A 23211-nucleotide genomic window follows, 5' to 3' on the forward strand; every position below is an offset into this window, starting at 1 on the left:
GTGCTGGAGCAACTTCTTCCCCCGCCCATCGCGGCGGTGGAGCGGTACAACGACGACATCCCCGTCGAGCTCTACCCCGAGGAGGAGGCGCTGCTCGGCAACTCCGTGCCGAAGCGCCGCTTCGAGTTCAGCACGGTGCGCGCGTGCGCCCGCGAGGCGATGGCGTCGCTCGACGTCGCACCGGCCGCGATCCTGCCGGGCCCGAAGCGCGAGCCGCTGTGGCCGTCCGGTGTCGTCGGCAGCCTCACGCACTGCGCGGGCTACCGGGCCGCGGCGCTCGCCCGTGCCGAGGACTACTCGACGATCGGCATCGACGCCGAACCGCACAAGCCGGCGCCGGACGGCGTGCTCGGGGCGATCGCGATCCCCTCCGAGCTGCGCCGGATGCCCGGCCTGAAGGCAGACGACCCGAAGATCTGCTGGGACCGCCTGCTGTTCAGCGCGAAGGAGTCCACCTACAAGGCGTGGTTCCCCGTCACGAACCGCTGGCTCGGGTTCGAGGACGCCGACATCACGCTCAACGCCGACGGCACGTTCCACTCGCGCATCCTGCTGCCCGACACCCCGATCGCCGGGTTCGACGGCCGCTGGCTCGTGCAGGGCGAGCTCCTGCTCACCACGATCGCCGTGCCCGTTCGAAGTTAGGTTTCGACCTGTCCTGTTCGGGGGAACAAGACACACGGGTGTCGGATTGATCAACCATGGTGCACAGTGGTGTTGTGAACCCTCGACCGCCGGGAGGCCACCATGGGCGAGGACGTCGCGAAGCACGAGTTCACGCGCGAGGACCGCACGCGGTACCGCACCAAGGTGCGCCGGTGCCTCGACGTGTTCGCGCGGATGCTCCGTGAGGCGAGGTTCGACTTCGAACGGCCGATGACCGGCCTCGAGATCGAGATCAACCTCATCGACGAGAACTGCGATCCCGCGATGAAGAACCACGAGGCCCTGGACGTCATCGACGACCCGGACTTCGTGACCGAGCTCGGCCAGTGGAACATCGAGATCAACGTGGCCCCGCGCCGCCTGGCGGGCGGTGGCATCACCTCCTTCGAGGAAACGGTCCGGCGCAGCCTGAACTCCGCCGAGGAGAAGGCGCGCGAGGTCGGCGCGCACATGGTCATCAACGGCATCCTGCCGACGTTGCGCAGCAGGCACATCGCCCCGGACCTGCTCTCCAGCAACCCGCGCTACGCGTTGCTGAACGAACAGGTCCTGGCCGCCCGAGGCGAGGACCTGCAGATCTCGATCGACGGCGTGGAGCGCCTGCACCTCACCGCGAGCTCGATCGTCCCCGAGGCGGCCTGCACCAGCACGCAGCTCCACCTCCAGGTCTCACCCGAGCAGTTCCCGGCCTACTGGAACGCGGCCCAGGCCATCGCCGGCGTGCAGGTGGCCGTAGGCGCCAACTCGCCGTTCTTCCTCGGCAAGGAACTCTGGCGAGAGACCCGCATCGCCCTGTTCCAGCAGGCGACCGACACCCGAGGCGACGAGCTCAAGGCCCAGGGCGTGCGCCCGCGCGTGTGGTTCGGCGAGCGGTGGATCAACTCGATCTTCGACCTGTTCGAGGAGAACGTCCGCTACTTCCCCGCCCTGCTGCCGATCACCGACGACGAGGACCCGCTGGCCGTCCTGGACAAGGGCGACACCCCTGCCCTGAACGAGCTGAAGCTGCACAACGGCACCATCTACCGCTGGAACCGCCCGGTCTACGACGTGGTCCGCGACCGCCCGCACCTGCGAGTGGAGAACCGAGTCCTCCCCGCCGGACCGACCATCGTGGACACCCTCGCCAACGCCGCCCTCTACTTCGGCCTGGTACGAGCCCTGGCCGAGGACGAGCGTCCACTGTGGTCGCAGATGAGCTTCCAGGCGGCCGAGGAGAACTTCAACGCGGCCTCCCGCAACGGCATGGACGCCCAGATGTACTGGCCCGGCGTCGGCACCGTGCCGGTGGTGGAGCTGGTCCTGCGGCGACTCCTTCCTCTCGCGCACGAGGGGTTGATCAGGTGGGGCGTCGACTCGGCCGAGCGGGACAGGCTGCTGGGCGTGATCGAGCAGCGGTGCCTCACCGGCGTGAACGGCGCGACTTGGCAGGCGCGGGAGTTCCACCGGCACTACGACCACACGCACATGGACCGCGCGGATGCGTTGCGGACCATGCTGCGGACCTATGTGGACCTGATGCACGCCAACGAACCCGTCCACGCCTGGCCGCTCACGTAGGCCGAGCCGACAGGTGGGGTGGGCCGCGCCGGTCGGGCTTGGCTGACGGGTGGGTGAGCTGACGGGTGGGCTGTGCCCCGCGGACGGGGTTGCACCCGCTGGTGGATGGGCTGAGTTGACGGGTGGGCTGAGCGGTCACCGGGCAACGCATTGTTGGCAGGCAGGGCCCAAGCGTCAGGTGAGCAGGACTCTGCTGGCGGGTAAGGCCAGCCTGCGGGCGGACTGCCGGCGGGTGAGGACAGATAGAGCCGAGCCGGCTGGGGCTGAGGTGGTGGGTTCAGGCGGGTGCACACTGCCCGCCGTCGACGCACCGGCCTAACCCGTGCAGAGAATCAGGGGCGGCGGGGCGCTTCCAGCGAGGACGCCTCGACCACCGGCGAATACGAAGCTACCACCCCGCACCGACAAGAAATGACGGCTGTCCACAGCCCGGTAGCCGTACCCCCACGAACGACGAGAGCGGTGCGGCGAGAACATCGCCGCACCGCTCTGTCTGCGCCCGCCGCCGCCCGCTCAAGGCCCCGATGGGGCCACGGGCATCAGCCGGGATGGAGCCTTGCCAACGGGAGAGAACGTCAGGACGTCGGGAAGTTGTCCGGGGTGCGCATGCGTTCGCGAACCCAGACGCCGGCCGGCTTCAGGACGTTGGTGCCCGCGAAGGTGGTGCCCGCGCAGGTGCCGGTCTTGAAGACGGCGCCGGTGAGGCCGTCGTCGGAGAAGTTCCAGTTGGCCCACGAGATCTTCTTGCGCTCCATCAGGTCGATGTACTTCTGCGACATGGTGAAGTCGTTCGAGCCGCCGCCCGAGGCCGCCTGGGTGCCGAACTCGGTCACGAAGACCGGCACCTGCGACGACACCTGGTCGAGCACGGACAGGTACGCGTCCCGGTGTGCCTGGGCGTAGAAGTGGAACGAGTACATGAAGTTCGTGGCGTTGACCCGGTTGTTCAGCACCTCGGACGGGCTGGTGCCGTCGGAGTGGCCGAAGGTGGACCAGCCGTTGGTGCCCGAGACGATGAGGCTGTCCGGGTCGATGTTGCGGATGACCGGGATCATCTGCTCGGCGTAGGACTTGACCTTGGCCCACGACGTGCCGTTCGGCTCGTTGGCGATGTCGTAGATGATGTTGGTCTTGTCCTTGTGGCGCTGGGCGATCTCCGTGAAGAACGTCTTGGCGCGCGCCAGGTTGTAGTTCGGGTCGCCGGGCGAGAGCTGGTGCCAGTCGACCAGGACGTAGATGCCTCGGCGGGTGGCTTCCTCGATGTAGCCGTGCATCAGGTCCGTGAACTTGCGGGGGTCGGTCTCGTAGCCGTCTTCCTGGATGTACATGGCCACGCGGATGAAGTCCGCGTTCCAGTCGGTCGTCAGCGCGTCCCACCACTGGGGCTTGGAGCACTGGTGGTACCACTGGATGCCGTGCGTGCTGGCGCCGCGGAGCTGGATCGGCTTGCCGTACTGGTTGCACAGCTGCACGCCGCACACCCGCAGCAGGCCGTTGATGTCGTGCGGCCTGGTGCCGCCGCCACCGGGCTGCGTGCGCACCGTGACGGAGTTCGAGGCGCCGGACTGGTTGCCCGCCGCGTCGCGCGCCCGCACGGTGAAGGTGTAGTCGGTGTTCGCCGTCAAGCCGGTGACCGTCACCGTGGTGCTCGAAACGGACTGGCCGTTCGACAACGTGTAGCCCGTGACGCCCACGTTGTCCGTGGAAGCGTTCCACGCCAACGAGATCGAAGAGGACGTCGTACCGGTGGAGCGCAGGTTGCCTGGGACGGAAGGAGCCTCGGTGTCGCCACCGCCTCCGCCGGGCTGCGTGCGCACCGTGACGGACTCGGAGGCGCCGGACGTGTTGCCCGCCGCGTCACGCGCCTGCACGGAGAAGGTGTACTCCGTGTCCGGCGAGAGACCGGTGACGGTGTGCGAGGTGCCGGAAACGGACTGCCCGTTGGACAGCACGTACCCCGTCACGCCCACGTTGTCCGTGGCCGCGTCCCACGCCAGCGAGACCGACGAGGAGGTGGACCCGGTCGAACGCAGGTTGCCCGGGACGGAGGGCGCCTGGGTGTCCGGCGTGCCACCGCCGGGGGTGTCGACGTCGATGCGGTCCAGGTTCGGACCACCGTTCGCCGACGACGAGACCGTCCTGATGGTGTTGCTGCCCGCCTTGAGGCCGAGCGTGATGGTCTTGGTGTTCCACGTCGACCACGCGCCCGTGCCGGGGAACGACCAGCCGCTCTGCTTCAGGGTGTCGTTCAGGTAGATGTTCATGGGACGGTTGGTGGACGTCCCGTTCGAGTACCTGAACGTGATCTTCGCGGCCGCGGAGGTGGGCGAGTTGACGGTGAACTCGACCGCGCTGCCCGTCGCGTTGTCGTAGTTGACGAAGCCCGCGCCGGTGAAGCCGGCGTGGTTCGACTCGACGACGCCGTTCGTGATCGTCGCGTTCTCCGCCTGGTACTCGGTCACGGCGGCGTTGGCGACGGTCGGAACGAGGACGGCCGGTACGACGGAGACTGCTAGTGCTGCCGGCAGAGCCAACAACAAGGGTCTGGCCACAGGGTGCCTCCTGTGTAAGGGGAACAGCAGGGCGCGGCGGCGATTTAGTTAAGAAGGTTTCCTATCAGTGGTGGGTTGAATCACAGCACTAGACCACTGCCCCTGTCAATAAATTCGGGCGACCGGAACAAGTCGGATTTGGGATGCTCCTGCCCTGATGCGATCCACAGTCACCGTGACACCAGCACAGCTTCCGGAGGTGCTGCTGCACGTCGCCGTCGTCCGACCGGTCTTCCTCTGGGGAGCACCGGGTATCGGCAAGTCCTCACTCGTCCGCAAGTTCGCCGCCGAGCTGGGTCTGGAGTGCGTCACGCTGCTGGGCACCCAGCTCGCGCCGGAGGACCTCATCGGAGTTCCGGAACTCGTCGGTGGCCGAAGCCGTTTCGCCCCACCGGAGTCGATCGCGCGGCACGACCCCTACTGCCTCTTCCTCGACGAACTGAACGCCAGCGCCCCCGAGGTGCAGAAGGCGTTCTACTCGCTGATCCTCGACCGGCGCATCGGCTCCTACGAGCTGCCGAAGGGCTCGATCGTGATCGGCGCCGGCAACAGGGCGGTCGACAACGCCCTGGCGCGCCCCATGGCGTCCGCACTCGTGAACCGCATGATCCACGTGCACCTCACCGCGTCCTCGCGCGACTGGCTGTCGTGGGCGCGGGAGAACGACATCCACCCGTGGGTGCTGGAGTACCTGACCCAGCGCCCGGACCACCTGTGGAGCGCCGCGCCGAAGGTCGAGGAGACGTTCTCCACGCCCCGCGGCTGGCACATGCTCTCCGACGCGCTGCACTCGTTCGGCGACGACATCTCCGAGGACCTCCTCGGCGTGCTGGCGTTCGGCACGGTCACGGCGAACCACGCGTCGATGTTCAAGGCGTACGTCAAGACCGTGCGCAACGCCTACGGGCTGGACGCCGTGCTGCGCGGCGACGCCCGCTGGCCGTCGGCTCCGCAGGACCGCGACCTGCTGTACTTCCTCGGCGAGGCGTTCCGCGCGCGGCTGGTCAAGGAGCTGCCGCACGACAAGGCACACGCGCCGGCGGCGGGAAAGCAGCTGGCGCACCGGGGAAAGGCGCTGCTGCTCGAACTGGCCGAGCTGTCGCTGGAGGTCGCGCAGATGGTGATCGCGGCCGACGACGACGGCAACCCCGTGCTGCCCGCGTGGTTCCTCGTCGAGGTCACCCGTGACCTGCCGCGGCTGGTCGCCGCACGCGGATGAGCAAGCGCGGCAAGGCACACGTCGACCCGGCGGTGCTGGCGTTCCAGGCGGCGGACAGGCGGATCAACACACATCCGCTGTTCGCCGCCCTCAGCACGTACGTGCGCCGGGACTCCGATCACCCGTGGGCGGACATCTCTCTCGACGGCATGCTCTTCGCTCACCCGACGCGCCGCGCGACCGAGGACGAGTGGGCGTGGGTGTTCGCGCATTGCCTGCTGCACCTGGGTTTCCAGACGCACGACTGCAAGCAGGTGCTGGAGTTCCAGCCCGCGCTGAAGGTCGGCCGGACGCCCGACTCGTGGGACCCGGACCGCTGTGTGCGCGGGGAGGCGTCGAAGGATCCGGACAAGTGGACCAATCGGTTCGCCGCCGGGCTCTCGAACGCCGCCGTCGCCGCGATCGACGTGGCGGGCGGCGCGCGTTCGTCGCTGACGGACTCGCGGCCGGTCAAGACCCAGTGGGAGCTGGCGCTCGGCTGGTTCGTGTCGAACTACCCGCTGCTGGGCGCGCTCGCGACGACGATGAAGATCGTGGCGGACGCGGAGCTGGCGCGCGGCTGGGACATCTCGATCGCGGCGGTGTCCACGGCGTCGGCCGAGATCTACGTGAACCCGTTGGCGGGCTTGACGAGGCTCGAATGGCGGTTCGTGCTCGCGCACGAGATGCTGCACGCCGCGCTGCGCCACTGCGACCGGGTCGGCGGCCGGGACGCCTACCTGTGGAACGTCGCCGCGGACTTCGTCGTGAACGGCTGGCTGGTCGAGATGGGCGTCGGCAGCGCACCGGAGGGTCTCCTGCACGACCCGGAGCTGCGCGGGCTGTCGGTCGAGTCCGTCTACGACCGGATCACCACGGACCTGCGCCGCTACCGCAAGCTGCACACGTTGCGCGGCAACCACAAGGGCGACCTGCTCGGGGAACCCCTGCGCGGCCCGGCGGACTTCGCGGACCTCGACGACTTCTACCGGCGCGCACTCCTCACCGGTCTGAGCTACCACACGTCCGCACGCGGCCTGCTGCCCGCCGGGCTCGTCGAGGAGATCCGCGCGCTGGAGCACCCGCCGCTGTCGTGGGACGCCCAGCTGGCGCGCTGGTTCGAGGAGTTCGTTCCAGCGCCGGAGAAACGGCGTTCCTACGCACGGGCGTCGCGGCGCCAGGCGTCCACTCCGGACATTCCACGGCCGGGCTGGATCCGGCCGGAGACCCTCGACCAGCGGCCGACGTTCGGCGTCGTGCTGGACACGTCCGGGTCGATGGACCCCCGGCTGCTGGGCAAGGCCCTCGGCGCGATCGCCTCCTACTCGGCGGCACGTGACGTACCCGCCGCACGCGTGGTTTTCTGTGACGCGATGGCGTATGACGCGGGATACCTGCCCCCCGAGGACATCGCGGGCAGGGTGACGGTGCGCGGGCGCGGCGGCACGGTGCTGCAGCCCGGCGTCGATCTGCTCGAACGCGCCGACGACTTCCCGAAGGCAGGTCCGATCCTCGTCATCACCGACGGCGGCTGCGACGTGCTGCGGATCCGGCGCGAGCACGCGTTCCTCGTCCCGGCGGGCGCACACCTGCCGTTCCGCGCGCGCGGCCCCGTGTTCCGGATGTCGTAGATGGAGATCGCCTGCGACGAGTCCGGTTCCGAGGGCGAGAAGCTCGTCGGCGGCGTCACGGCCGTCTTCGCGCACGCGGGCGTCGCGCTGTCGGAAACGGAAGCCGCGGGGTGCGTGGACGAGCTGCGCGAGATGATCAAGTCACCGGCGCAGGAGTACAAGGCGAACCACCTGCTGCGCGAGAAGAACCGCTGGGTGCTGCTGTGGTTCCTCGGCCAGGACGGCCCGCTCGCCGGACGCGCCCGCGTGCAGCTGCTGGACAAGCGGCGGTTCCTGGCGTCGCGGGTGCGGGCGGAGTTCGGGGCGGTGACCGGGCCGTTGGAGCTGTACAACGACCTGCTGCGCGCCCGCGGCCCGCGCGGCACCCTGGACCCGTTGTTCCCGGCCATCCTGCGGGCGGTCGCGCAGTGGGGCGGGCCGGTGTCGATCGTGCACGACCAGCAACTGTCGCTGACGGCCGGGCGGATCAGGCAGCTCAAGACGATCGCGCCGCGGCTGCAGAGCCTGACGCTGGTCGACTCGCAGTACGACGCACGGGTGCAGGTGGCGGACTTCCTGGCCGGGATCGCCCGGCGGGTCGCCGAGGAAGAGCTGAACGGAAGACCGGACCGAGAGGTGATCGAGTTGCTGATGCCGTTCGTCGTCGGACCGAGGATGTGGCATGCCTGACGCGCTCTTCGCCGACCCCAGGCTGGCGGCGCTCTACGACCTGTTCGACGGCGAGCGCGACGATCTCGTCCCCTATCTGGAGATCGCCGCCGGACTGGACGCGCGGTCGGTGCTCGACGTCGGCTGCGGCACGGGGTGCTTCGGCACGCTGCTGGCCGAGGCGGGACTGACCGTCGTCGGCGTCGACCCGGCGCTCGCGTCGCTGGAACTGGCGCGCGCCAAGGACTCCCGCGTCACCTGGCTGCACGGCGACGCCACGACGCTGCCGCCGCTCCAGGTCGACCTCGCCACGATGACCGCGAACGTCGCGCAGGTGTTCCTCGGCGACGACTGGCAGGCCACCCTGCGCGGCATCCACGCCGCGCTGAAACCCGGCGGGCACCTGGTGTTCGAGTCACGACGACCGGAGGCAAGGGCCTGGGAGGGCTGGAGCGTCCCGGTGCACCGGGAGAAGAACGGAGTGCGGACACGGCGCGAGCTGCTCGGCGTCGACCTGCCGTTCGTGTCCTTCCGGCACACCTACCGCTTCCCGGACGGCACGGAGATCGCCTCGGACTCGACGCTGCGGTTCCGCTCCCGCGAGGAGATCGAGGAAAGCCTGACCGCGACGGGGTTCGAGACGACCGACGTCCGCGACGCCCCGGACCGTCCCGGCCTCGAGCACGTGTTCGTGGCGCGGAAGGTCAGCTGACCAGCGCGGGCTGCTTCCACGCCTGCACCAGCCACGGCAGGATCCGCGGCAGCCGGTCGGCGACGATGTCGTGCAGCACCAGCACGATCCGGCCGGTCCGGTCGGGTCCGGCGTCGAGCCACACGACGTGCATCAGCACGCCGGTCTGCAGGTCGAGTCCCGCCTCCGCCTCCGCGAGGGCCGCGGGGGTGGCGGCGGCGGGATCCTCGACCTCGTGGTGTGCGAAGCCGCTGCGACACAGTTCCGGATGCAGTTCCACCAGCGAATCCATGGCGGCGGCGAGGCGTCCCACGCCCAGCCCTGCCCGAACCTGCACCGTCATCGTCCTCACATTAGGAGAGCCTAACCTAGGCTCCAGGCGGGATTCCGCCCACTGAGTCCCAGGACACGGTCCAGCAAGGGCGCATTCGAGTCGACCTCGACCGCGGCTCCGAAGAGCGAGCCGTCGCGGTCATCCGGGCCGATCGACGACACGAAGCCGTGAACGACCTGGAGCAGCTCGGGATCCACCTCGAACGGCTGGCCGGTGGCACGGGCGAGGTCCCAGCCGTGCAGCACGATCTCGTCCAGCGCGACCGCTCCGGCCACCTCGCCGGGCAGGTCGACGCCGCCGGCCCGGGTCATTCCCTCCCAGGCGGAAGACGAACGCCACGCCGCGGCCAGCTCGTCCAGCCGCACCGGCATCGACTCGCGGAAGTCCAGCGGCAGCCGGGACGCGTCACCCGAGGCCGTGCCTTCCAGCGGGGTCTTCAACGCCGCCATCGTGAACGCGACCGACAGGCCGTTCACGTGGTCCAGCAGGTCGGCGACCGTGTAGTCGGGACACGGGGTCGGCGCCTTCAGGTCGCCGTCCGTCACTCCTCGCACCAGGCCCGCCAACTGGCCGGCCGCAGGCGTCAAGTCGAACATCAGTAGCCGTCTCCTCCCCAGAACTGCTCTTCCAACGTGTCCGCGGTACCGGCGAGCAGCTGCAGGGGGTCGGTGAACTCGTGGATGTCGAGGTCGGACAACGGCAGCGAGTGCCGCACCACCACGTGCTCCCCCATGATCGCGAGGCCGCACGCCACGGTGGAGTTGCCCACCTCCACGAGCACGTCGTGGAGGTTCACCTGGGACGCCAGCCCGCACGGGGAGGCGATCTGGACCCACTCGTGCACCTTGTCGAGCACTTCCCTGACGATGATCACGACCTGCGTGCGCTCGTCGTCGTCCTCGTCGTCGTCCCCGAAGGTGAAGAGGATCCTCAGCTCCTCGCCCTCGTCGTGGATGACGTCGTACTCGGCGCGGACGTAATCCGCGAGGTCTCCCCAACTCGCCATGGCGCAACCCTACTGGCCGCGACGGCCCACAGCCCGACGGCGAGCACGGCGAGCACCTCGGCCGCGAGCAAGATCCTCTCGATGTACCCCAACGGGAACACGCGCCACCACCGAACGTCGGAGACCACGCCCAGCACAACGGCGTAGAGCAGCGGCATGAATGCGACAACGCTCAACAAACCGGACGCCAGAACCCACCTGGCGTGTCGCGACCACACCTCGTGCCTCACCCACGGGAGGGCGAGCGCAATGATCGCGACCGGCAGGCTCACGAACGCGACCATGCTGCCGAACCGGTGGATGCTGCCGCTGAGCTCGTTGGTGCCCATCGCCCAGTTCGTCTTCGGGAACAGCACGACGAGGAACAGGCCGGCCGACCAGAGCGTCAGCGCGATCGCCCCGACCGAACGCCAGCGCGTCAGCCCCTCGTGGACCAGCACGTACAGGATCGCCATCGAGCCCGCGACCAGCAGCAGCACCGCGACGTCGAAGACGGGGCGGTAGTCGCCCAGCGCGTACTCGCTGATCGTGCGGCGCAACGGGCCGACGGTCAGGTCGAGCAGTCCGACCATGGCGATCGTCGCCACGACGGCGAGTGAACCGCCGGCGGCGGCTAGACGAGGTATCAGCACATATCGGACAACGACCGGGTGAACGCGCGGGGTTCCTGGGTTCAGCAACCCGACAGGTTCCCCCCAGCGTTCCGACAGCTTCAGCTCAGGATCGCCCCGCACGTGACGTTGACCTGCGCTCCCGTGATCGTGCGGCCCCAGTCGGAGGCCGCGAAGACCGCCGCGCGCCCGACGTCCCGCAGGGTCGCGGCCCGGCCCAGCGCCGTCTGGCCGACGATGTCGGGTTCGACCTGGTCGCGGAAGTCCACCGGGATCGACTCGGGGATGCCGCCGGTCTGCAACGTCACCGTCCGCACGCCGTGCGGGCCCAGTTCGGCCGCGAGCTGGCGGCGCATCGCCTCGACCGCGTCGAACGCCGTGACCAGGCCGCCGAGGTGCCACCGGCGGTGCACCTGGCCGTCGCTGGTGCCGCCGAAGAACAGGATGACGCCACCGCCCTGCCGGATCATGTGCCGGGCGGCCGCGCGGGCGGTGAGGAACTTCGAGCGGACGTTCGTGACGACCGGGGCCAGGTAGTCGTCGACGCTCATCTCGTGCAGCGGCGTGCCCTGGACGTCGTTGTCGGAGATGACGTTGACCGAGATGTCGATGCGCTCGAAAGTGGCGGCGTGCTCGTCCACCGCGCGTTCGTCCAGCGCATCGACCACGGCGTACCGGGCGCCGATCGCGGCGGCCTTCTCCTTCAGCGACGCCTCGGTGCGCGCGGCCAGGTGCACGTCCGCACCCGCGGCCACGAACGCCTCGGCGATCGCGCCACCGATCGTGCCCGCGCCGTAGATGACTGCGGTCTTCCCGTTGAGGTTCATCGGTTCGCCGGTCATGGCGACGAGGCTAGCTCCTAACGCAACGCCTCGCGCGCTTCCGCCATGACGGCCTCGGCCACGGCCGTGAGCGCCGGCGAGTCGAGCTTCCACTGCTGCCAGTACAGCGGAACGGAGATGGTGCGGCCCGGTGCGAGATCGACCAGCCCGGCCTGGACCTGTTGCGGCGGCACCATTCCCCAGCCGAGGCCCGCCACGATCGTCCGTACGTACACCTCCGACGACGGCACGAAGTGGCGGTGTTCGGACGCGCCCCGGCCGCGGGTGAGCGTGCGCACGAACCGGTCCTGCAGGTCGTCGTTGCGGTCGAACACGACGACCGGTGCGTCCGGCAGCCACGACTTCGGCGGCCCGGCCGCGTGGTCCTCCACGAAGGACTCGGAAGCCATTGCCGCGTAACGGATCTCGCCCAGCTTGGTCACCGAGCAGCCCGCCACCGGTTCACGCGACGACGTGACGGCGGCCATCACCACTCCTTGGCGCAGCAACGCCGTCGTGTGGTCCTGGTCCTCGCGGTGCAGGTCGAACGAGATCCGCAACGACGCCGGAACCCGTTGCAGCGCGGGCAGGAACCACGTGGCGAGCGAGTCGGCGTTGACCGCGATCGGCACCCGCACCACCGCGGACTCCCCCAGCGCCGCGTCCAGGTCCTGGTCGAGCGCCATGAGTTGGCGACCGTAGCGCACCAGCACCTCACCGGACGGCGTGAGCCGCACCGGCCGCGCCCGCACCAGCAGCACCCGGCCGGTCCGCTGCTCCAGCGCCTTGATGCGTTGCGAGACAGCGGAAGGCGTGACGTGCAGGGCGGCCGCAGCCGCGTCGAACGTGCCCGCGTCGACGACCGCGAGCAGCGTCCGCACCAGGTCGAGGTCCATCACGAGCGCTAATGGTACGTAAGAATCTGTAGCTGGTCTCATTAAGAAGGCGTCAATAGCGTGGACCGGGTGAGAGACCTGTTCCTCGGCTTCGGCACCATGATGACCCTGATCGTCGCGATCGGCGCGCAGAACGCTTTCGTGCTGCGCCAAGGACTTCGGCGGCACGCGGTCGCGCAGGTCGTCGCCGTCTGCGCGCTCTCGGACGCGATCCTGGTCGCCGTGGGCGTCGCGGGCTTCGGCGCGCTCGTCAACGCCTTCCCGAAGGCCATCACGGTCGCGGCCGTCGTCGGCGGGATCTTCCTGCTGGGCTACGGCTTCCTGGCCGCGCGCCGGGCGTTCACGCCGTCAGCGATGACCGCCGGACCCGACACGACGGGCAGGCCGGTGCTGACGGCGCTCGCGCTGACGTGGCTGAACCCGCACGTCTACCTCGACACCGTGCTGCTGCTCGGCTCGATCGCCGCCGGGCGGTGGTTGTTCGGAGTCGGCGCCGTCACCGCGAGCATCACCTGGTTCGTGGCCCTCGGCTACGGCGCGCGCCTGCTCAGCCCGTTGTTCGCGAAGCCCCGCTCGTGGCGGGTCCTGGACGGCCTGATCGCGGCCGTGATGATCACGCTCGGGGTGACGCTGATCGCCAGTTCGTGAGCACCGCGGCGGGCAGTCCCTCCGGCCCCGCGACCGGCCACGCCAGCGGGTCCGGTCCGAGCTCGACCAGCTCGGCGACCTGGAGGCGGGACCACGGCGACACGGCCCGCGTGCCGTCCAGCACGCTCGACGCGTACTCGCTCCACGGCACCCGCTCGGTCGAGTCGACCTCGTCCGGGTTCGGCACGGGCTCGGCGTCGGACAGCACGCGGAACACCGGGCACATCTCGTTCTCCACCACGCCGTCCATCACCGCGCGGTACCGGAACGCGGGCAGCAGCAGTTCGGGAGCGGGCGTCTCCATGCCCAGCTCGTCGCGCAGCCGCCTCAGCACCGACTGCGCCATGTCCTCGCCCGGCAACGGGTGGCCGCAGCAGGTGTTGGTCCACAGGCCGGGGAACGTCTTCTTGTGCAACGCCCGGCGGGTCAGGATCGTGTTGCCCGCGGAATCGAAGACGTAGCTGGAAAACGCCAGGTGCAGCGGTGTGTCCGCGTGATGCACCACTGCCTTGTCCTCGACGCCGACGGCCGTTCCGTCCTCGGCCAGCAGGACCACCTGTTCCACAGTCACGCGCACCACGTAATCACATGCGGACCAAGATCGGGAACCAGGAGTTCACGTGAGCTTGAGCGTGGAGATAGCGCCACCATAGGTGTCCCCCGTCACTCTGGAGCCATGACTTCCCCGTTCGCTCAGGCTCACACCATGTTCCTGGTGCTGGTCAGCCCAACGGGCCAGTACTCGATCTGGCCCGCGGTGCTGCAGGTGCCCGCAGGCTGGCAGGTCGTCCACGGAGTCGCCTGCCGCCAGTCCTGCGAGGACCGGATCCAGGCGCTCCGCACCGACCTCCCGATGGCGGCCTAGCAGATCAGCCGCGCATCGCCCCACACGGCGTGGTCGAGACTCGTCCCGTCCCCGCCGTCCGACACCCGCAACGTCAGCACCCGCACGCCGTTGACGTCCGCGGACACGGGCAGCGCCGAGTCGACGGACCGGCGCAACGGACTCGTGTGCAGCACACGGCCGTCGCCCAGCACCTCGAACACGACCGATCCACCGGCACCGGCCGCCCGGTCCACGCGGCCGTCCACCTCGTCGTCGACTCCGACGGTGGCGTCGAACCGGCTGCACGCGCCGAGCTCGACGGTCCGGTCACCTGGCGTCGTGCCGATGCCCTTGCCGAACCGGACACCGCCGGTCGTGAGCGTCCTGCCCTCGACGGACAGGTCGTTGCCGGCGACGTAAACCTGTCCGGCGGCCAACGGCTTCCACACGTGAGCACGCGTCGCCTCCTCCGCCTCGACGCCGGCGAACCGCGCCACCGCGGGCACTTCTGTCAGCCCCACGACGGGGTTCGCGCCGACGCGGACGGTCCAGCGGCCGGTCAGCGACTCCCCCGGTGCGACCCGTGCCGCACGCACGGCCGAGGACGCACTCCACCCGGACGGCACGCGCGGCGTGAACGTCACGCCGTGCAGCGGACGGTCCGAGGTGTTGGTGAAGGTGCCGCTCAGCTCGAACGCCTGCCCTGGCTGCACTGCCACCCGTTCAGGTGAAACGACGACGGACGTGGACGGCACGCCGCCCGTCGGGCGAGCGCAGGTAGTTCGTTCCGGGCGGCAGACCAGTGCCACGAAACCGCCCTCCGCCGCGACCGGCACGGTCAGCTTCCCGGATGTCACGTGGGACTCCCGAACCAGTCCGGCCTCGCCGTCCCGCACGACCTCGACCAGCCACTTCCCGCCGCCCAAAGCCGGCAGGTCGAGCGTCCGCGCGGCTCCGGCCACCGCCCCGCCGACGAACCACCGGTCTCCCGAACGCCGTGCCAGCACGACGCTGTCGCCGGGACGTCCCGACAGCAGCCGGGTCTCGTCCCACGCGGCGGGCGCCTGTTCCAGGAACCAGCGCGCGAACGGCCGGGCGTCGTAGGAGTCGGGGCGTCCGGCCAGGTTCTGCACCCCGGACTCGTACAGCACCGTCAGCGCCAGCTCGCCACCATCGGTGTTCGCGCGCGCCCGGTGGAAACCGCCCGGCGTGTAGTCCATGCCGCCCACGACGTTGCGGGTGAACGGCAACGCGGTCAGGTGCGAGGTGGTGAGGCCGCTGGACTTCTCGGCCCCGTGCACGGCCTCGGTCGTCATGACGTGCGGCCAGGTGCGGTGGACGCCGTGCGGCAGCGTGGCGCCGTGGAAGTTGACCAGGAAGCGCATCCGCGCGGTCTCCGGCAGGATCTCGTCGTACCAGCGGTAGCGCTCCTGGCCGTCGGAGTCCATGAAGTCGATCTTCAGGCCCCGCACGCCCCAGCGTTGCAGCCACGGCAGGTAGTCCGCGCGCTTCTCGGCCGTGTCGACGCTGCTGAACCGCACCCACGTGTGGATGCCGACGCCCCGCGCCCCGGCGTAGCGCACCAGCTCGGGGATGAAGCTGGTCCGCCGCCAGTCCGGGTCGTCGTACCACCCGGCGTCGACCACGACGTACGGCCAGCCGCGCGCCGCCGCGTAGTCCACGAACTCCTTCTGCCGCACCAGGTCCTGCTGCACGGGACGGCCACCGGCGAGCCACGTCCACACGGCCGGGCCCGGCTCGATCCACGACGCGTCTCGCACCTTCGAGGCCGGCGCCAGGTCGTCCACCAGCGTCGACTCGACCACGGTGGCCAGGGACCCGACGATCATCGTGCGCCACGGCGTCTTCAGCGCCCCGGAGACCGCGACCTTCTCGTCCCACAGCCTGACGTCGTACCGCCCACCGCCGGCGTGCACGAGGTGCCCGCCGGAGTACCGTCCGTCCACATCGGACTCGGTGATCAGCGCGTACGTCCCGCCGACCTCGAACAGCGCCGGATGCATGTACTCGGCCCGTTCGGCTCCGGAGGCCGTCATCCGCAGGAACGGGTTCTCGTAGTCACGACGGAACTTGGCCAGCCACGCGACGGAGTCCGCGGGCAGCAGGAACGCGGACGCCTCCCCGACGACGGCACCGGTGTTCTGCGGCAGTTCGTACCGATAGGCGACGCCGTCAGGAGACTCCCGCACGACGAGGTCGAGCCGGCCACCGGCGGCGGCGAACCGGTACACCGTCTCCACCGCCCGCACGACCCGGTCGCGCTTCTTGCCGGACGTCGTGCGGTAGCGCTCGAAGATCGCCCGGCGTGACTTGCCGGTCAACGACAACCCGGCGGAGAAGTCGGCGCGCTCGGTCCTGATCCCGACCGGCGACGGCTGGACGACGGTCTTCCCCCGGTGCGTCACCTCAAGCGAAACAACCCCGCCGTCGACGCGGACCACAGCTCGCGGACCAGCGGCGGAAGCCTGTGCGGGCACCACCAGCCCCAGCACCAGCAGCACAACGGCAAGTGCTCTGACCGCCACGGACACTCCCCTCGTGAACCGGGGCGGCGGTCACCGGAGGTACATCCCTCGACCCGGACGCTAGAACGCGCCTTTCGCCCGAGTCAAGGGATGTAACAACCATGACAGGAGATGACTAGAGCAGGCGGATGTACCCGTGCGAGGTGGCACCGCCGTGCTCGTTGTTGCCCGCGTACGAGGCCGTGAAGCCCTGCAGCAGCGTGGCTAGGCCGACCAGCAACGACACGTTCGCGTCGCAGGTGGCCTTGCCGGAGGCGTTGGTCGTCGCGGTGCAGAGCGGGTTGCCCTTCACCGTGCGGAAGACGACCTGCTGACCGGCGACCGGCGCACCGGTGTGCTTGTCGGTCAGCGTGGCGTTGAGCCCGCGGACCGTGAACCCGAGCAGCCGCACCTGCAGCTGCGCGGTACCGGCGACGAGCTTGGACGCGGCGGGCGGCACGAAGTTGATCGCGATGCCCACCGGGCGCTGGCCGACGGCGAGCGTGCCGGTGACCGTGTTGGACGCCGTGTCGATGATCGACACCGAGTTGCTGTTGTAGTTCGTCACGTAGGCCGACCCGCCGTCCGGCGTGAGGGCCACGCTGATCGGGCGGTCGCCGACGAGGATCTTCTGGGTCTCGGTCATGGAGGCGAGATCCACGACGGACACCCGGTCGAACTCGCTGTTCGTCACGTACGCGCGGCTGCCGTCGGGCATGACCGCGATGCCGTGCGGCGTGAAGCCGACGGCGGCGGTGCCGACGACGGTGCGCGTGGCGACGTCGATGGCGGAGACGCTGTCCGAACCCTTGTTGACGACGTACATCCGCGTGCCGTCGGGGGAAGCCGCGATGGCCGTCGCGGCGTTGCCGACGGGGATGGTGCCGACGACGGCGTTGGACGTCGTGTCGATGACCGAGACCTTGCTCGGGCCGGGCTGGTCGTGCGTGACGTAGACGGCCGAACCGTCCTTGGTCACGACGACACCGTCGGCGTTCGAGCCGACCGCGATGGTCGCGGTGACCGTGAGCGTGGCCGTGTCGACGACGGACACCGTGCCGTCGAGGTAGTTGGTGACGTAGGCGAAGCCGCCACCGGGTGCCACCGCCACACCAGCCGGATGCGATCCGACGGGAATGGACTTGTCGACCGTGTTGGTCGGCGTGTCGATGACCGTGAGCGTGTTCTGCACTGTGTTGGTGACGTAACCGCGGGTGCCGTCGAACGCGACCGCCGCCATGTACGGCGAGTTGCCGTTGCCGTCGGCGATCGTCGTGGACACCGCGTTCGTGGCCGTGTCGATGACCGACACCCCGCCGCCGTTGTTGGCGACGTAACCCAGCACCCGACCGGCGGGAGCCGCGTGGGCCGGAGTCACCACCAGTGCCGTGGTGACGGCCGCAGCCATCACCAGTGGACGCAACCGCATGTTCATTGCCTCCTGGCGCGATACACCCCGACCTTCTCAGCTCATCGCGGCAGGATCAGAGGACGTTAGCCTCTTCTCGAACCAGTGGTCGGAGTACTCGGCGTCGTTGTACGCGGCGATCTCCGCGAACCCGTGCTTCGCGTACAGACTCCTTGCCTCCACAAGGTCTTTCCGCGTGTCGAGCCGCAACGCGACGAGCCCGCGCCGGGCCGCTTCGGCCTCCATCGCGACGATCAACGCCGACGCCGCGCCCTGACCGCGGAACGGCGTGCGCACGAACATCCGCGTCAGCTCGCCGACACCGTTGTCGAGGAAGCGCATGCCCAGACAGCCGACATCGTTGCCATCACGGGAAACGACGAGGAACACCGGCACGTCGTGATCTTGCTCGTCGCGCTCGTAGGCGTCGATCTCGGCGTCGTTCGTCGGCCGTCCCCAGTAGCGGCTGATCATCTCCGCGTTGTACTCGCGGTTGAGCGGCGAGAGCGCGGCGTCGGCGGCGGTCACGATCCAGGTCATGCGACCATCATCAGAAGGACGTCCACTGTGATTCAGGTCACTGCAACACCGGTGCCGCGGGAAGCCAAGTGGGGACGTGATGTTCGCGGAGCTGTTCGACGAGCACGCACATCCGCTGCACAGATATCTGGCGCGGCGGGTGGGCGGCGACGTGGCCGACGACCTGGTGAGCGAGACGTTCCTCGCCGCCATGCGCGGCGAGGATAACTACGACCCCGACAAGGGCAGCGTCGTCGGCTGGCTCTACGGCATCGCCACGAACCTGTTGCGCGGCCACGCCAAGCGCGAGGTCCGCCTGCTGCGCACCGCCGAGCGCTACGGCGTCGACCTCGGTGTCGCCGAGTCGCTCGAACACACGGTGGTGACCCGCGTCGACGCCCGTGCGCACCTGCGCCGGATCGCCCGCGAGCTGGCGCGCATGGACCAGGTGGACCGCGACCTGCTGCTGCTCACCTCGCTCGCCGGCCTCAGCGTGCAGGAGGCGGCGGAAGCCCTCGACCTCAACCCCGGCACCGCCCGGTCGCGGCTGCACCGCCTGCGCGCGAAGCTGAAGGAAGTGGAACATGCGTGACGTGCTGGACGACGACCTCGCCGAGCTGTACCCGGCACGCGGCACCGACGACGTGCGCCTGGCCCGGTTGCGCGAACAGCTGTTCGTCGAGAAGCCCCAGCCGAAGTCACGGCGCTGGGTGGGGATCGCGGCGGCGGCCGTCGCGGTGGTCGTGATCGCCGGGCTCGTGGTGTACCTGCGGCCGGACCGGGTCGAGGAGCCGGCCGAGATGCCGGGCGCCCCCGCCACGTCGCTCACCGAGGCGGCGAAGCTCATCCGCGACGCGCAGCCGAAGGGCCGGCTGCGGCACTCCCGCTACGAGATCTGGCAGACGTACACCGACAAGATCGACGGGGTCTGGCACGCGGCGCAGGTGGAGTTCGGCGTCGAGGTGTGGCTGCCGGTCGCGGACGGCCAGAAGACGCGGGTGGACCGCAGGCCGACCGGACGGCAGCGTGCCCTTCCCGGCATCCCCGAGATGCCGCCGATCGAGCCCAGCGCGCAGTACTCGGGCCCGGCGCTGTGGGGCACGAACTGCCCGGTCACCCCGTGCAACGAGACGAGCCTGCTCTACCCGGTGAGCCGCGATCCGGGGGAGACGATCAGCTCGGTCTCCTCGGCGGTGCTCTCGCCGTTCACCCCGAACGACCGCAAGGCGCAGATCTACGGCGAGCTCGCCACGCTGGACGGCGTGCAGTGGGCGGACGGGTCCGTGTTCGTCGGCGGCGGCAAGGCGAGCTTCACCGTCGACCCCGCCACCGGTGACGTCGCCGGCTACGAGGAACGCGAGAACGTCCCCGAGAACCGGCTGCCGATCGGCACGGTGCTGCTGTCCGTCACGGTCACGCGCGACTGGACCGATCAGCGCCCGTCGTAGGACCGGGGCAGGTACCAGGCCAGGGCGGCGCGCAGCTCGGCGACATCGCGTTCGCGCCGCCTCCTGGTCCGCTCGTGCGCGATCGGGAACACCCGCACACCGCCGTGATGCGCGCCGAAGAAGCGGCGCGGCGCCGGGTCCTTCAGCCACACGACGACCCACGGCCGTTTCTTGTGCGGCACCACGCGCACCCGTGCGAGCTCGTACCACCAGTACTGGTGGAACTTGCCGTTGCGGGTCGTGGCGATGCCTTCGCGGCTGATCTCGATGACCACCTTGCGGCGGGCGGCGGCGGAGAAGTACCGCACCGCGCGCACGACCAGCACGCAGAACGCGGCCAGCGCCAGCAGTTGGGTGGCGCCGTTGGCCTTGGCGGCCGGGTCGGCGATCGCGGCGGCCAGCAGCGCCGCGGCGAGGTTCAGCGTGCCCCACGCCATCGGCACGAACCGCGACGTCGAGAACGTCGCGGCCGCGGGCGTCATCGGCGCGGGCAGCTTGGTGGTCGGCGGCTTCGGCGTCACGACCTGCGCGAGCAGCCGCGTCACCTCGGGCGATTCCGGGCGCTTGGCCGGGTCGCGGTGCATGCACTTCTGCACCAGCGGCCGCAGCGCCTTGGGCACGCCGTCGATGTCCGGCTCGCCGTGCGCGGCCTTGTAGAGCAACGTGGCCGTGGGGCCCTCGCCGAACGGGCCCTTGCCCGTCGCCGCGTAGACCAGCACGGCGCCGAGGGCGAAGACGTCCGACGGGGACGCCACCTCCTGGCCGGTGATCTGCTCGGGCGAGAGGAAGCCGGGCGTGCCGAAGACCATGCCGGTCTCGGTCAGCGCGGTGTGCTCCATCGCGCGCGAGATGCCGAAGTCGATGACGCGCGGGCCGTCGGCGCCCAGCAGGACGTTCGACGGCTTGAGGTCGCGGTGGACGAGACCGGCGCGGTGGATCGCGGTGAGCGCCTCGGCCAGACCTTCGGCGAGTCGTCTCAAATGGTGCTCCGGCAACGGGCCGTGGCGTTCGATCGCCTCCTGCAGCGTCGGGCCGGGCACGTACTCGGTGGCCATCCACGGCCGCGGCGCGCGCGTGTCGGCGTCCACGACGGCCGCCGTGCCGGCGCTGCCGACCGCCCGGGCCATCTGCACCTCGCGGCGGAACCGCTCCCGGAAGCGCGGGTCGTCGGCCAGCTCGGCACGGGCGACCTTGACCGCCACCTGGCGTCCGTCGCTGCCTTGTCCCAGGTAGACCGTTCCCATGGCACCACGACCGAGCCTGCCCAGAAGCAGGTAGTCGCCTATGCGTTGTGGTTGGTCCACCTTCACCGGATCGAGGGTAGCGGGAACTCGGGCTCAAACCTCACATCTGAGTAGATCTACGTATCGTTGTCACCCATGGGTCGGACCCGCTTGTACCGCAACGGCGAACTCGTGGACAGGGACTTCCCGGTCAGCGAGATCGCGAAGCATCTCCAAGATCACTCCGCCGTGGTGTGGTTCGACCTGTGCGCGCCGTCCGAAGACGAGATAGGTCTGCTCCGCGACGAACTGGGTCTGCACGAGCTCGCGATCGAGGACGCCTTCACCGAACGGCAGCGCCCGAAGGTCGACCGCTACCCCACCCACCTGTTCCTCAGCGTCTACGCCGTCCGGTACGAGCAGCACGAGATCAGGACGTGCGAGGTCGACGTCTTCGTGGCGAAGAACGCGCTGGTGACGGTGCGCGAGAGCGAGGACTACGACCTCGGCGGCGTGGTGCGGCGGTGGGACAGCGCGCCGCAGCTCGCGTCGTCCGGCGTCGGGTTCCTGCTGCACGGCGTGCTGGACGACGTCGTGGACGGCCAGTACGCGGCCGCCCAGAAGCTCGACGACGAGATCGAGGCGCTGGAAGACCGCATCTACGACGAGAAGCCGCACGTCGGGCGCAAGGCGTTGCAGCTGAGGCGCGCACTGGTGCAGTTGCGGCGGGTCGCGCTGCCCATGAGGGAGGTGCTCGGGTCGTTGCTGCACCGCGAGCACGACCTCGTGGACGACGCGATGATGCCGTACTACCTCGATGTGAAGGACCACACGCTGTTCACGGCGGAGCTGACCGAGTCGATGCGGGAGCTGGTGACGAACCTGCGCGAGGCCGAGGTGGCCGTGCAGGGCAACAAGCTGAACTCGATCATGAAGAAGGTCACCAGCTGGGCCGCGATCATCGCGGTGCCGACGGCGATCTCCGGGTACTACGGCATGAACGTCCCTTACCCCGGGTTTGAGCAGAAATGGGGCTTTTGGGTGTCCACGCTGGGTATCTTCGCCCTCTCCTACGTTCTGTACCTGATGTTCAAGCGCCGCGATTGGTTGTGACTTTGAAGATCCACCTGACCCGCCGGGACGAGCTCGCGATCATCACGATCGACGCGCCGCCGCTCAACCTGTACTCCCTGGACCTCGACGCGGAGTTCCACGAGGCCCTGGACGAACTGGGCGACGCGCGGGCGTTGCTGGTCAACGCCACGGGCAAGGTCGTGTCGGGCGGCGTCGACGTGTCGTTGTTCGCGCAGCAGGAGTACCGCGACGAGGCCCAGCGGCTGTTCGACCGCATGCTGGTGCTGCCCCAGCGGCTCGCCGCGCTGCCGATCCCGACCGTGTTCGCGGCGCACGCGTTGTGCCTGACCTGGGCTTTCGAGCTGGCGGTGGCGTGCGACCTGATCGTGGCGTCGTCGTCGGCGCGGTTCGGGCTCGTGGAGAAGGTCGTGGGGCTGACGCCGACGATGGGCGGCACGCAGCGGCTGGCGGCCCGGGCGGGGGTGGGTCGCGCGAAGGAGTTCGTGATGACCGGCGACCTTTACGACGCGGCGACCCTCGAACGTTGGAATGTCGTTAACCGAGTGTTTCCGGACGAGGGCTTCGCGCTCGCGGCCGAGCAGTTCGCTTTGTCTCTGGCGACCGGCCCGACGCAGGCACACTTTGCGACCAAACAGGTGCTCGCGCATTTCGAGAACGGTGGCGTCCCGGAGGCCGACGCTCACGTCACGACGATCGCGGCGGCGTTGTACGAGACAGAGGACCTGCCACGCGCTGTGCACAGCTTCCTCACGGAGGGTCCCGGACGGGCAGCTTTCACGGGTCGCTGATCTCACACATCAAAGAATCATATGGCTCGGTGATAAAACCGTGATCTACCTGCTCACACGGATGGAGCATTCCCCGCCGGACGGAAGATGATGTTGCACCCCAACGGGTTGCGCTTG

24 protein-coding genes are annotated in these 23211 nt (G+C 69.5%); 12 read left to right on the forward strand and 12 right to left on the reverse strand.

All coding sequences use genetic code 11. The features are described from left to right. A complete protein-coding gene (locus tag ACFWNN_RS29890) occupies nucleotides 1-645 on the forward strand; it encodes a 4'-phosphopantetheinyl transferase (protein WP_382443262.1) in 645 nt (214 codons plus the stop codon). A 102-nt stretch (nucleotides 646-747) separates the two neighbouring features. After that, nucleotides 748-2226: a glutamate--cysteine ligase gene (locus ACFWNN_RS29895; RefSeq protein ID WP_382443263.1), complete on the forward strand. Its 1479-nt coding sequence runs from the start codon at nucleotides 748-750 to the stop codon at nucleotides 2224-2226. Nucleotides 2227-2801: 575 nt separating this feature from the next. Here ACFWNN_RS29895 and ACFWNN_RS29900 read toward each other — a convergent pair. Beyond that, on the reverse strand, nucleotides 2802-4778 hold the full coding sequence (locus ACFWNN_RS29900) for a cellulase family glycosylhydrolase (RefSeq protein ID WP_382443264.1): 1977 nt from the start codon (nucleotides 4776-4778) through the stop codon (nucleotides 2802-2804). Nucleotides 4779-4935: 157 nt separating this feature from the next. On the opposite strand from ACFWNN_RS29900, the gene ACFWNN_RS29905 reads away from it, so the two are divergent. The 4 genes from ACFWNN_RS29905 to ACFWNN_RS29920 are packed head-to-tail and all read left to right on the forward strand — an operon-like array spanning nucleotide 4936 to nucleotide 8967. Then, nucleotides 4936-5997, forward strand: a complete 1062-nt coding sequence (locus ACFWNN_RS29905; RefSeq protein ID WP_382443265.1) for an AAA family ATPase — start codon at nucleotides 4936-4938, stop codon at nucleotides 5995-5997. After that, the gene (locus ACFWNN_RS29910; protein ID WP_382443266.1) at nucleotides 5994-7607 is read left to right on the forward strand and encodes a hypothetical protein; all 1614 of its coding nucleotides are present in this window, start codon (nucleotides 5994-5996) and stop codon (nucleotides 7605-7607) included. Before ACFWNN_RS29905 ends, ACFWNN_RS29910 begins: the two co-directional genes overlap by 4 nt. Next, nucleotides 7608-8276, forward strand: a complete 669-nt coding sequence (locus ACFWNN_RS29915) for an NAD-dependent protein deacetylase of SIR2 family (protein ID WP_382443267.1) — start codon at nucleotides 7608-7610, stop codon at nucleotides 8274-8276. It begins immediately after the preceding gene. Then, on the forward strand, nucleotides 8269-8967 hold the full coding sequence (locus tag ACFWNN_RS29920) for a class I SAM-dependent methyltransferase (protein ID WP_382443268.1): 699 nt from the start codon (nucleotides 8269-8271) through the stop codon (nucleotides 8965-8967). Before ACFWNN_RS29915 ends, ACFWNN_RS29920 begins: the two co-directional genes overlap by 8 nt. On the opposite strand, the gene ACFWNN_RS29925 is transcribed toward ACFWNN_RS29920, so the two are convergent. From ACFWNN_RS29925 to ACFWNN_RS29950, 6 genes are all read right to left on the reverse strand, one after another. Then, the gene (locus tag ACFWNN_RS29925) at nucleotides 8960-9289 is read right to left on the reverse strand and encodes a hypothetical protein (protein WP_382443269.1); all 330 of its coding nucleotides are present in this window, start codon (nucleotides 9287-9289) and stop codon (nucleotides 8960-8962) included. The two genes, ACFWNN_RS29920 and ACFWNN_RS29925, sit on opposite strands and share 8 nt — an antisense overlap. Nucleotides 9290-9309: 20 nt before the next feature. Beyond that, entirely contained in the window at nucleotides 9310-9876 is a 567-nt protein-coding gene (locus tag ACFWNN_RS29930; RefSeq protein ID WP_382443270.1) for a TIGR03086 family metal-binding protein, read from the reverse strand. Further along, nucleotides 9876-10286 (reverse strand): hypothetical protein, encoded by a 411-nt coding sequence (locus ACFWNN_RS29935; RefSeq protein ID WP_382443271.1) that lies wholly within the window; start codon nucleotides 10284-10286, stop codon nucleotides 9876-9878. The genes ACFWNN_RS29930 and ACFWNN_RS29935 overlap by 1 nt, the downstream gene beginning before the upstream one ends. After that, entirely contained in the window at nucleotides 10211-10918 is a 708-nt protein-coding gene (locus ACFWNN_RS29940) for a DUF998 domain-containing protein (protein WP_382443272.1), read from the reverse strand. The genes ACFWNN_RS29935 and ACFWNN_RS29940 overlap by 76 nt, the downstream gene beginning before the upstream one ends. An 80-nt stretch (nucleotides 10919-10998) precedes the next feature. Further along, a complete protein-coding gene (locus tag ACFWNN_RS29945; protein ID WP_382443382.1) occupies nucleotides 10999-11724 on the reverse strand; it encodes an SDR family NAD(P)-dependent oxidoreductase in 726 nt (241 codons plus the stop codon). Between the two features lie 32 nt (nucleotides 11725-11756). Beyond that, nucleotides 11757-12614: a LysR family transcriptional regulator ArgP gene (locus tag ACFWNN_RS29950; RefSeq protein WP_382443383.1), complete on the reverse strand. Its 858-nt coding sequence runs from the start codon at nucleotides 12612-12614 to the stop codon at nucleotides 11757-11759. A gap of 99 nt (nucleotides 12615-12713) precedes the next feature. Between ACFWNN_RS29950 and ACFWNN_RS29955 the strand changes: the two genes are divergently transcribed. Then, nucleotides 12714-13262, forward strand: coding sequence for a LysE/ArgO family amino acid transporter (locus tag ACFWNN_RS29955; protein ID WP_382443384.1), 549 nt, complete (start codon nucleotides 12714-12716; stop codon nucleotides 13260-13262). Here the strand turns inward: ACFWNN_RS29955 and idi are convergent. Then, entirely contained in the window at nucleotides 13228-13827 is a 600-nt protein-coding gene (idi, locus tag ACFWNN_RS29960; RefSeq protein WP_382443385.1) for an isopentenyl-diphosphate Delta-isomerase, read from the reverse strand. The two genes, ACFWNN_RS29955 and idi, sit on opposite strands and share 35 nt — an antisense overlap. 111 nt (nucleotides 13828-13938) lie before the next feature. On the opposite strand from idi, the gene ACFWNN_RS29965 reads away from it, so the two are divergent. Next, nucleotides 13939-14127, forward strand: a complete 189-nt coding sequence (locus tag ACFWNN_RS29965) for an MbtH family NRPS accessory protein (protein WP_382443273.1) — start codon at nucleotides 13939-13941, stop codon at nucleotides 14125-14127. Here the strand turns inward: ACFWNN_RS29965 and ACFWNN_RS29970 are convergent. The 3 genes from ACFWNN_RS29970 to ACFWNN_RS29980 form a co-directional block, all read right to left on the reverse strand. After that, a complete protein-coding gene (locus tag ACFWNN_RS29970) occupies nucleotides 14124-16634 on the reverse strand; it encodes a glycoside hydrolase family 97 catalytic domain-containing protein (RefSeq protein ID WP_382443274.1) in 2511 nt (836 codons plus the stop codon). The genes ACFWNN_RS29965 and ACFWNN_RS29970 overlap by 4 nt on opposite strands. A gap of 115 nt (nucleotides 16635-16749) precedes the next feature. Beyond that, nucleotides 16750-18042, reverse strand: coding sequence for a beta-propeller fold lactonase family protein (locus tag ACFWNN_RS29975; protein ID WP_382443275.1), 1293 nt, complete (start codon nucleotides 18040-18042; stop codon nucleotides 16750-16752). Nucleotides 18043-18078: 36 nt separating this feature from the next. Next, nucleotides 18079-18561 carry a GNAT family N-acetyltransferase gene (locus tag ACFWNN_RS29980; protein ID WP_382443276.1) on the reverse strand — a complete coding sequence of 161 codons (483 nt, stop codon included), beginning with the start codon at nucleotides 18559-18561 and terminating at the stop codon, nucleotides 18079-18081. Nucleotides 18562-18640: 79 nt separating this feature from the next. Here ACFWNN_RS29980 and ACFWNN_RS29985 point away from each other — a divergent pair, with 79 nt between their 5' ends. Then, complete coding sequence (locus tag ACFWNN_RS29985; RefSeq protein ID WP_382443277.1) at nucleotides 18641-19132, forward strand: RNA polymerase sigma factor; 492 nt, start codon at nucleotides 18641-18643, stop codon at nucleotides 19130-19132. After that, complete coding sequence (locus ACFWNN_RS29990) at nucleotides 19125-19988, forward strand: hypothetical protein (RefSeq protein ID WP_382443278.1); 864 nt, start codon at nucleotides 19125-19127, stop codon at nucleotides 19986-19988. The genes ACFWNN_RS29985 and ACFWNN_RS29990 overlap by 8 nt, the downstream gene beginning before the upstream one ends. Here the strand turns inward: ACFWNN_RS29990 and ACFWNN_RS29995 are convergent. Next, nucleotides 19973-21298 carry a serine/threonine-protein kinase gene (locus ACFWNN_RS29995; protein ID WP_382443279.1) on the reverse strand — a complete coding sequence of 442 codons (1326 nt, stop codon included), beginning with the start codon at nucleotides 21296-21298 and terminating at the stop codon, nucleotides 19973-19975. The genes ACFWNN_RS29990 and ACFWNN_RS29995 overlap by 16 nt on opposite strands. A 69-nt stretch (nucleotides 21299-21367) precedes the next feature. On the opposite strand from ACFWNN_RS29995, the gene ACFWNN_RS30000 reads away from it, so the two are divergent. Together ACFWNN_RS30000 and ACFWNN_RS30005 are read left to right on the forward strand one after the other, a co-directional pair. Further along, a complete protein-coding gene (locus ACFWNN_RS30000) occupies nucleotides 21368-22324 on the forward strand; it encodes a magnesium transporter CorA family protein (protein WP_382443280.1) in 957 nt (318 codons plus the stop codon). Then, on the forward strand, nucleotides 22315-23094 hold the full coding sequence (locus tag ACFWNN_RS30005) for an enoyl-CoA hydratase/isomerase family protein (protein WP_382443281.1): 780 nt from the start codon (nucleotides 22315-22317) through the stop codon (nucleotides 23092-23094). The genes ACFWNN_RS30000 and ACFWNN_RS30005 overlap by 10 nt, the downstream gene beginning before the upstream one ends. Nucleotides 23095-23211 lie beyond the last annotated feature (117 nt).

The sequence above is a fragment of the Lentzea sp. NPDC058450 genome, from assembly GCF_042721395.1.
Classification (GTDB): Bacteria; Actinomycetota; Actinomycetes; order Mycobacteriales; family Pseudonocardiaceae; genus Lentzea.

What these genes read in the sequence shown, in the direction of transcription:
- ACFWNN_RS29895 (WP_382443263.1), top strand. Translation starts at nt 748, where the DNA reads ATGGGCGAGGACGTCGCGAAGCACGAGTTCACGCGCGAGGACCGCACG.
- ACFWNN_RS29905 (WP_382443265.1), top strand. Translation starts at nt 4,936, where the DNA reads ATGCGATCCACAGTCACCGTGACACCAGCACAGCTTCCGGAGGTGCTG.
- ACFWNN_RS29910 (WP_382443266.1), top strand. Translation starts at nt 5,994, where the DNA reads ATGAGCAAGCGCGGCAAGGCACACGTCGACCCGGCGGTGCTGGCGTTC.
- ACFWNN_RS29915 (WP_382443267.1), top strand. Translation starts at nt 7,608, where the DNA reads ATGGAGATCGCCTGCGACGAGTCCGGTTCCGAGGGCGAGAAGCTCGTC.
- ACFWNN_RS29920 (WP_382443268.1), top strand. Translation starts at nt 8,269, where the DNA reads ATGCCTGACGCGCTCTTCGCCGACCCCAGGCTGGCGGCGCTCTACGAC.
- ACFWNN_RS29925 (WP_382443269.1), bottom strand. Translation starts at nt 9,289, where the DNA reads ATGACGGTGCAGGTTCGGGCAGGGCTGGGCGTGGGACGCCTCGCCGCC.
- ACFWNN_RS29930 (WP_382443270.1), bottom strand. Translation starts at nt 9,876, where the DNA reads ATGTTCGACTTGACGCCTGCGGCCGGCCAGTTGGCGGGCCTGGTGCGA.
- ACFWNN_RS29935 (WP_382443271.1), bottom strand. Translation starts at nt 10,286, where the DNA reads ATGGCGAGTTGGGGAGACCTCGCGGATTACGTCCGCGCCGAGTACGAC.
- ACFWNN_RS29945 (WP_382443382.1), bottom strand. Translation starts at nt 11,724, where the DNA reads ATGAACCTCAACGGGAAGACCGCAGTCATCTACGGCGCGGGCACGATC.
- ACFWNN_RS29950 (WP_382443383.1), bottom strand. Translation starts at nt 12,614, where the DNA reads ATGGACCTCGACCTGGTGCGGACGCTGCTCGCGGTCGTCGACGCGGGC.
- ACFWNN_RS29955 (WP_382443384.1), top strand. Translation starts at nt 12,714, where the DNA reads ATGATGACCCTGATCGTCGCGATCGGCGCGCAGAACGCTTTCGTGCTG.
- ACFWNN_RS29965 (WP_382443273.1), top strand. Translation starts at nt 13,939, where the DNA reads ATGACTTCCCCGTTCGCTCAGGCTCACACCATGTTCCTGGTGCTGGTC.
- ACFWNN_RS29975 (WP_382443275.1), bottom strand. Translation starts at nt 18,042, where the DNA reads ATGCGGTTGCGTCCACTGGTGATGGCTGCGGCCGTCACCACGGCACTG.
- ACFWNN_RS29980 (WP_382443276.1), bottom strand. Translation starts at nt 18,561, where the DNA reads ATGACCTGGATCGTGACCGCCGCCGACGCCGCGCTCTCGCCGCTCAAC.
- ACFWNN_RS29985 (WP_382443277.1), top strand. Translation starts at nt 18,641, where the DNA reads ATGTTCGCGGAGCTGTTCGACGAGCACGCACATCCGCTGCACAGATAT.
- ACFWNN_RS29990 (WP_382443278.1), top strand. Translation starts at nt 19,125, where the DNA reads ATGCGTGACGTGCTGGACGACGACCTCGCCGAGCTGTACCCGGCACGC.
- ACFWNN_RS30000 (WP_382443280.1), top strand. Translation starts at nt 21,368, where the DNA reads ATGGGTCGGACCCGCTTGTACCGCAACGGCGAACTCGTGGACAGGGAC.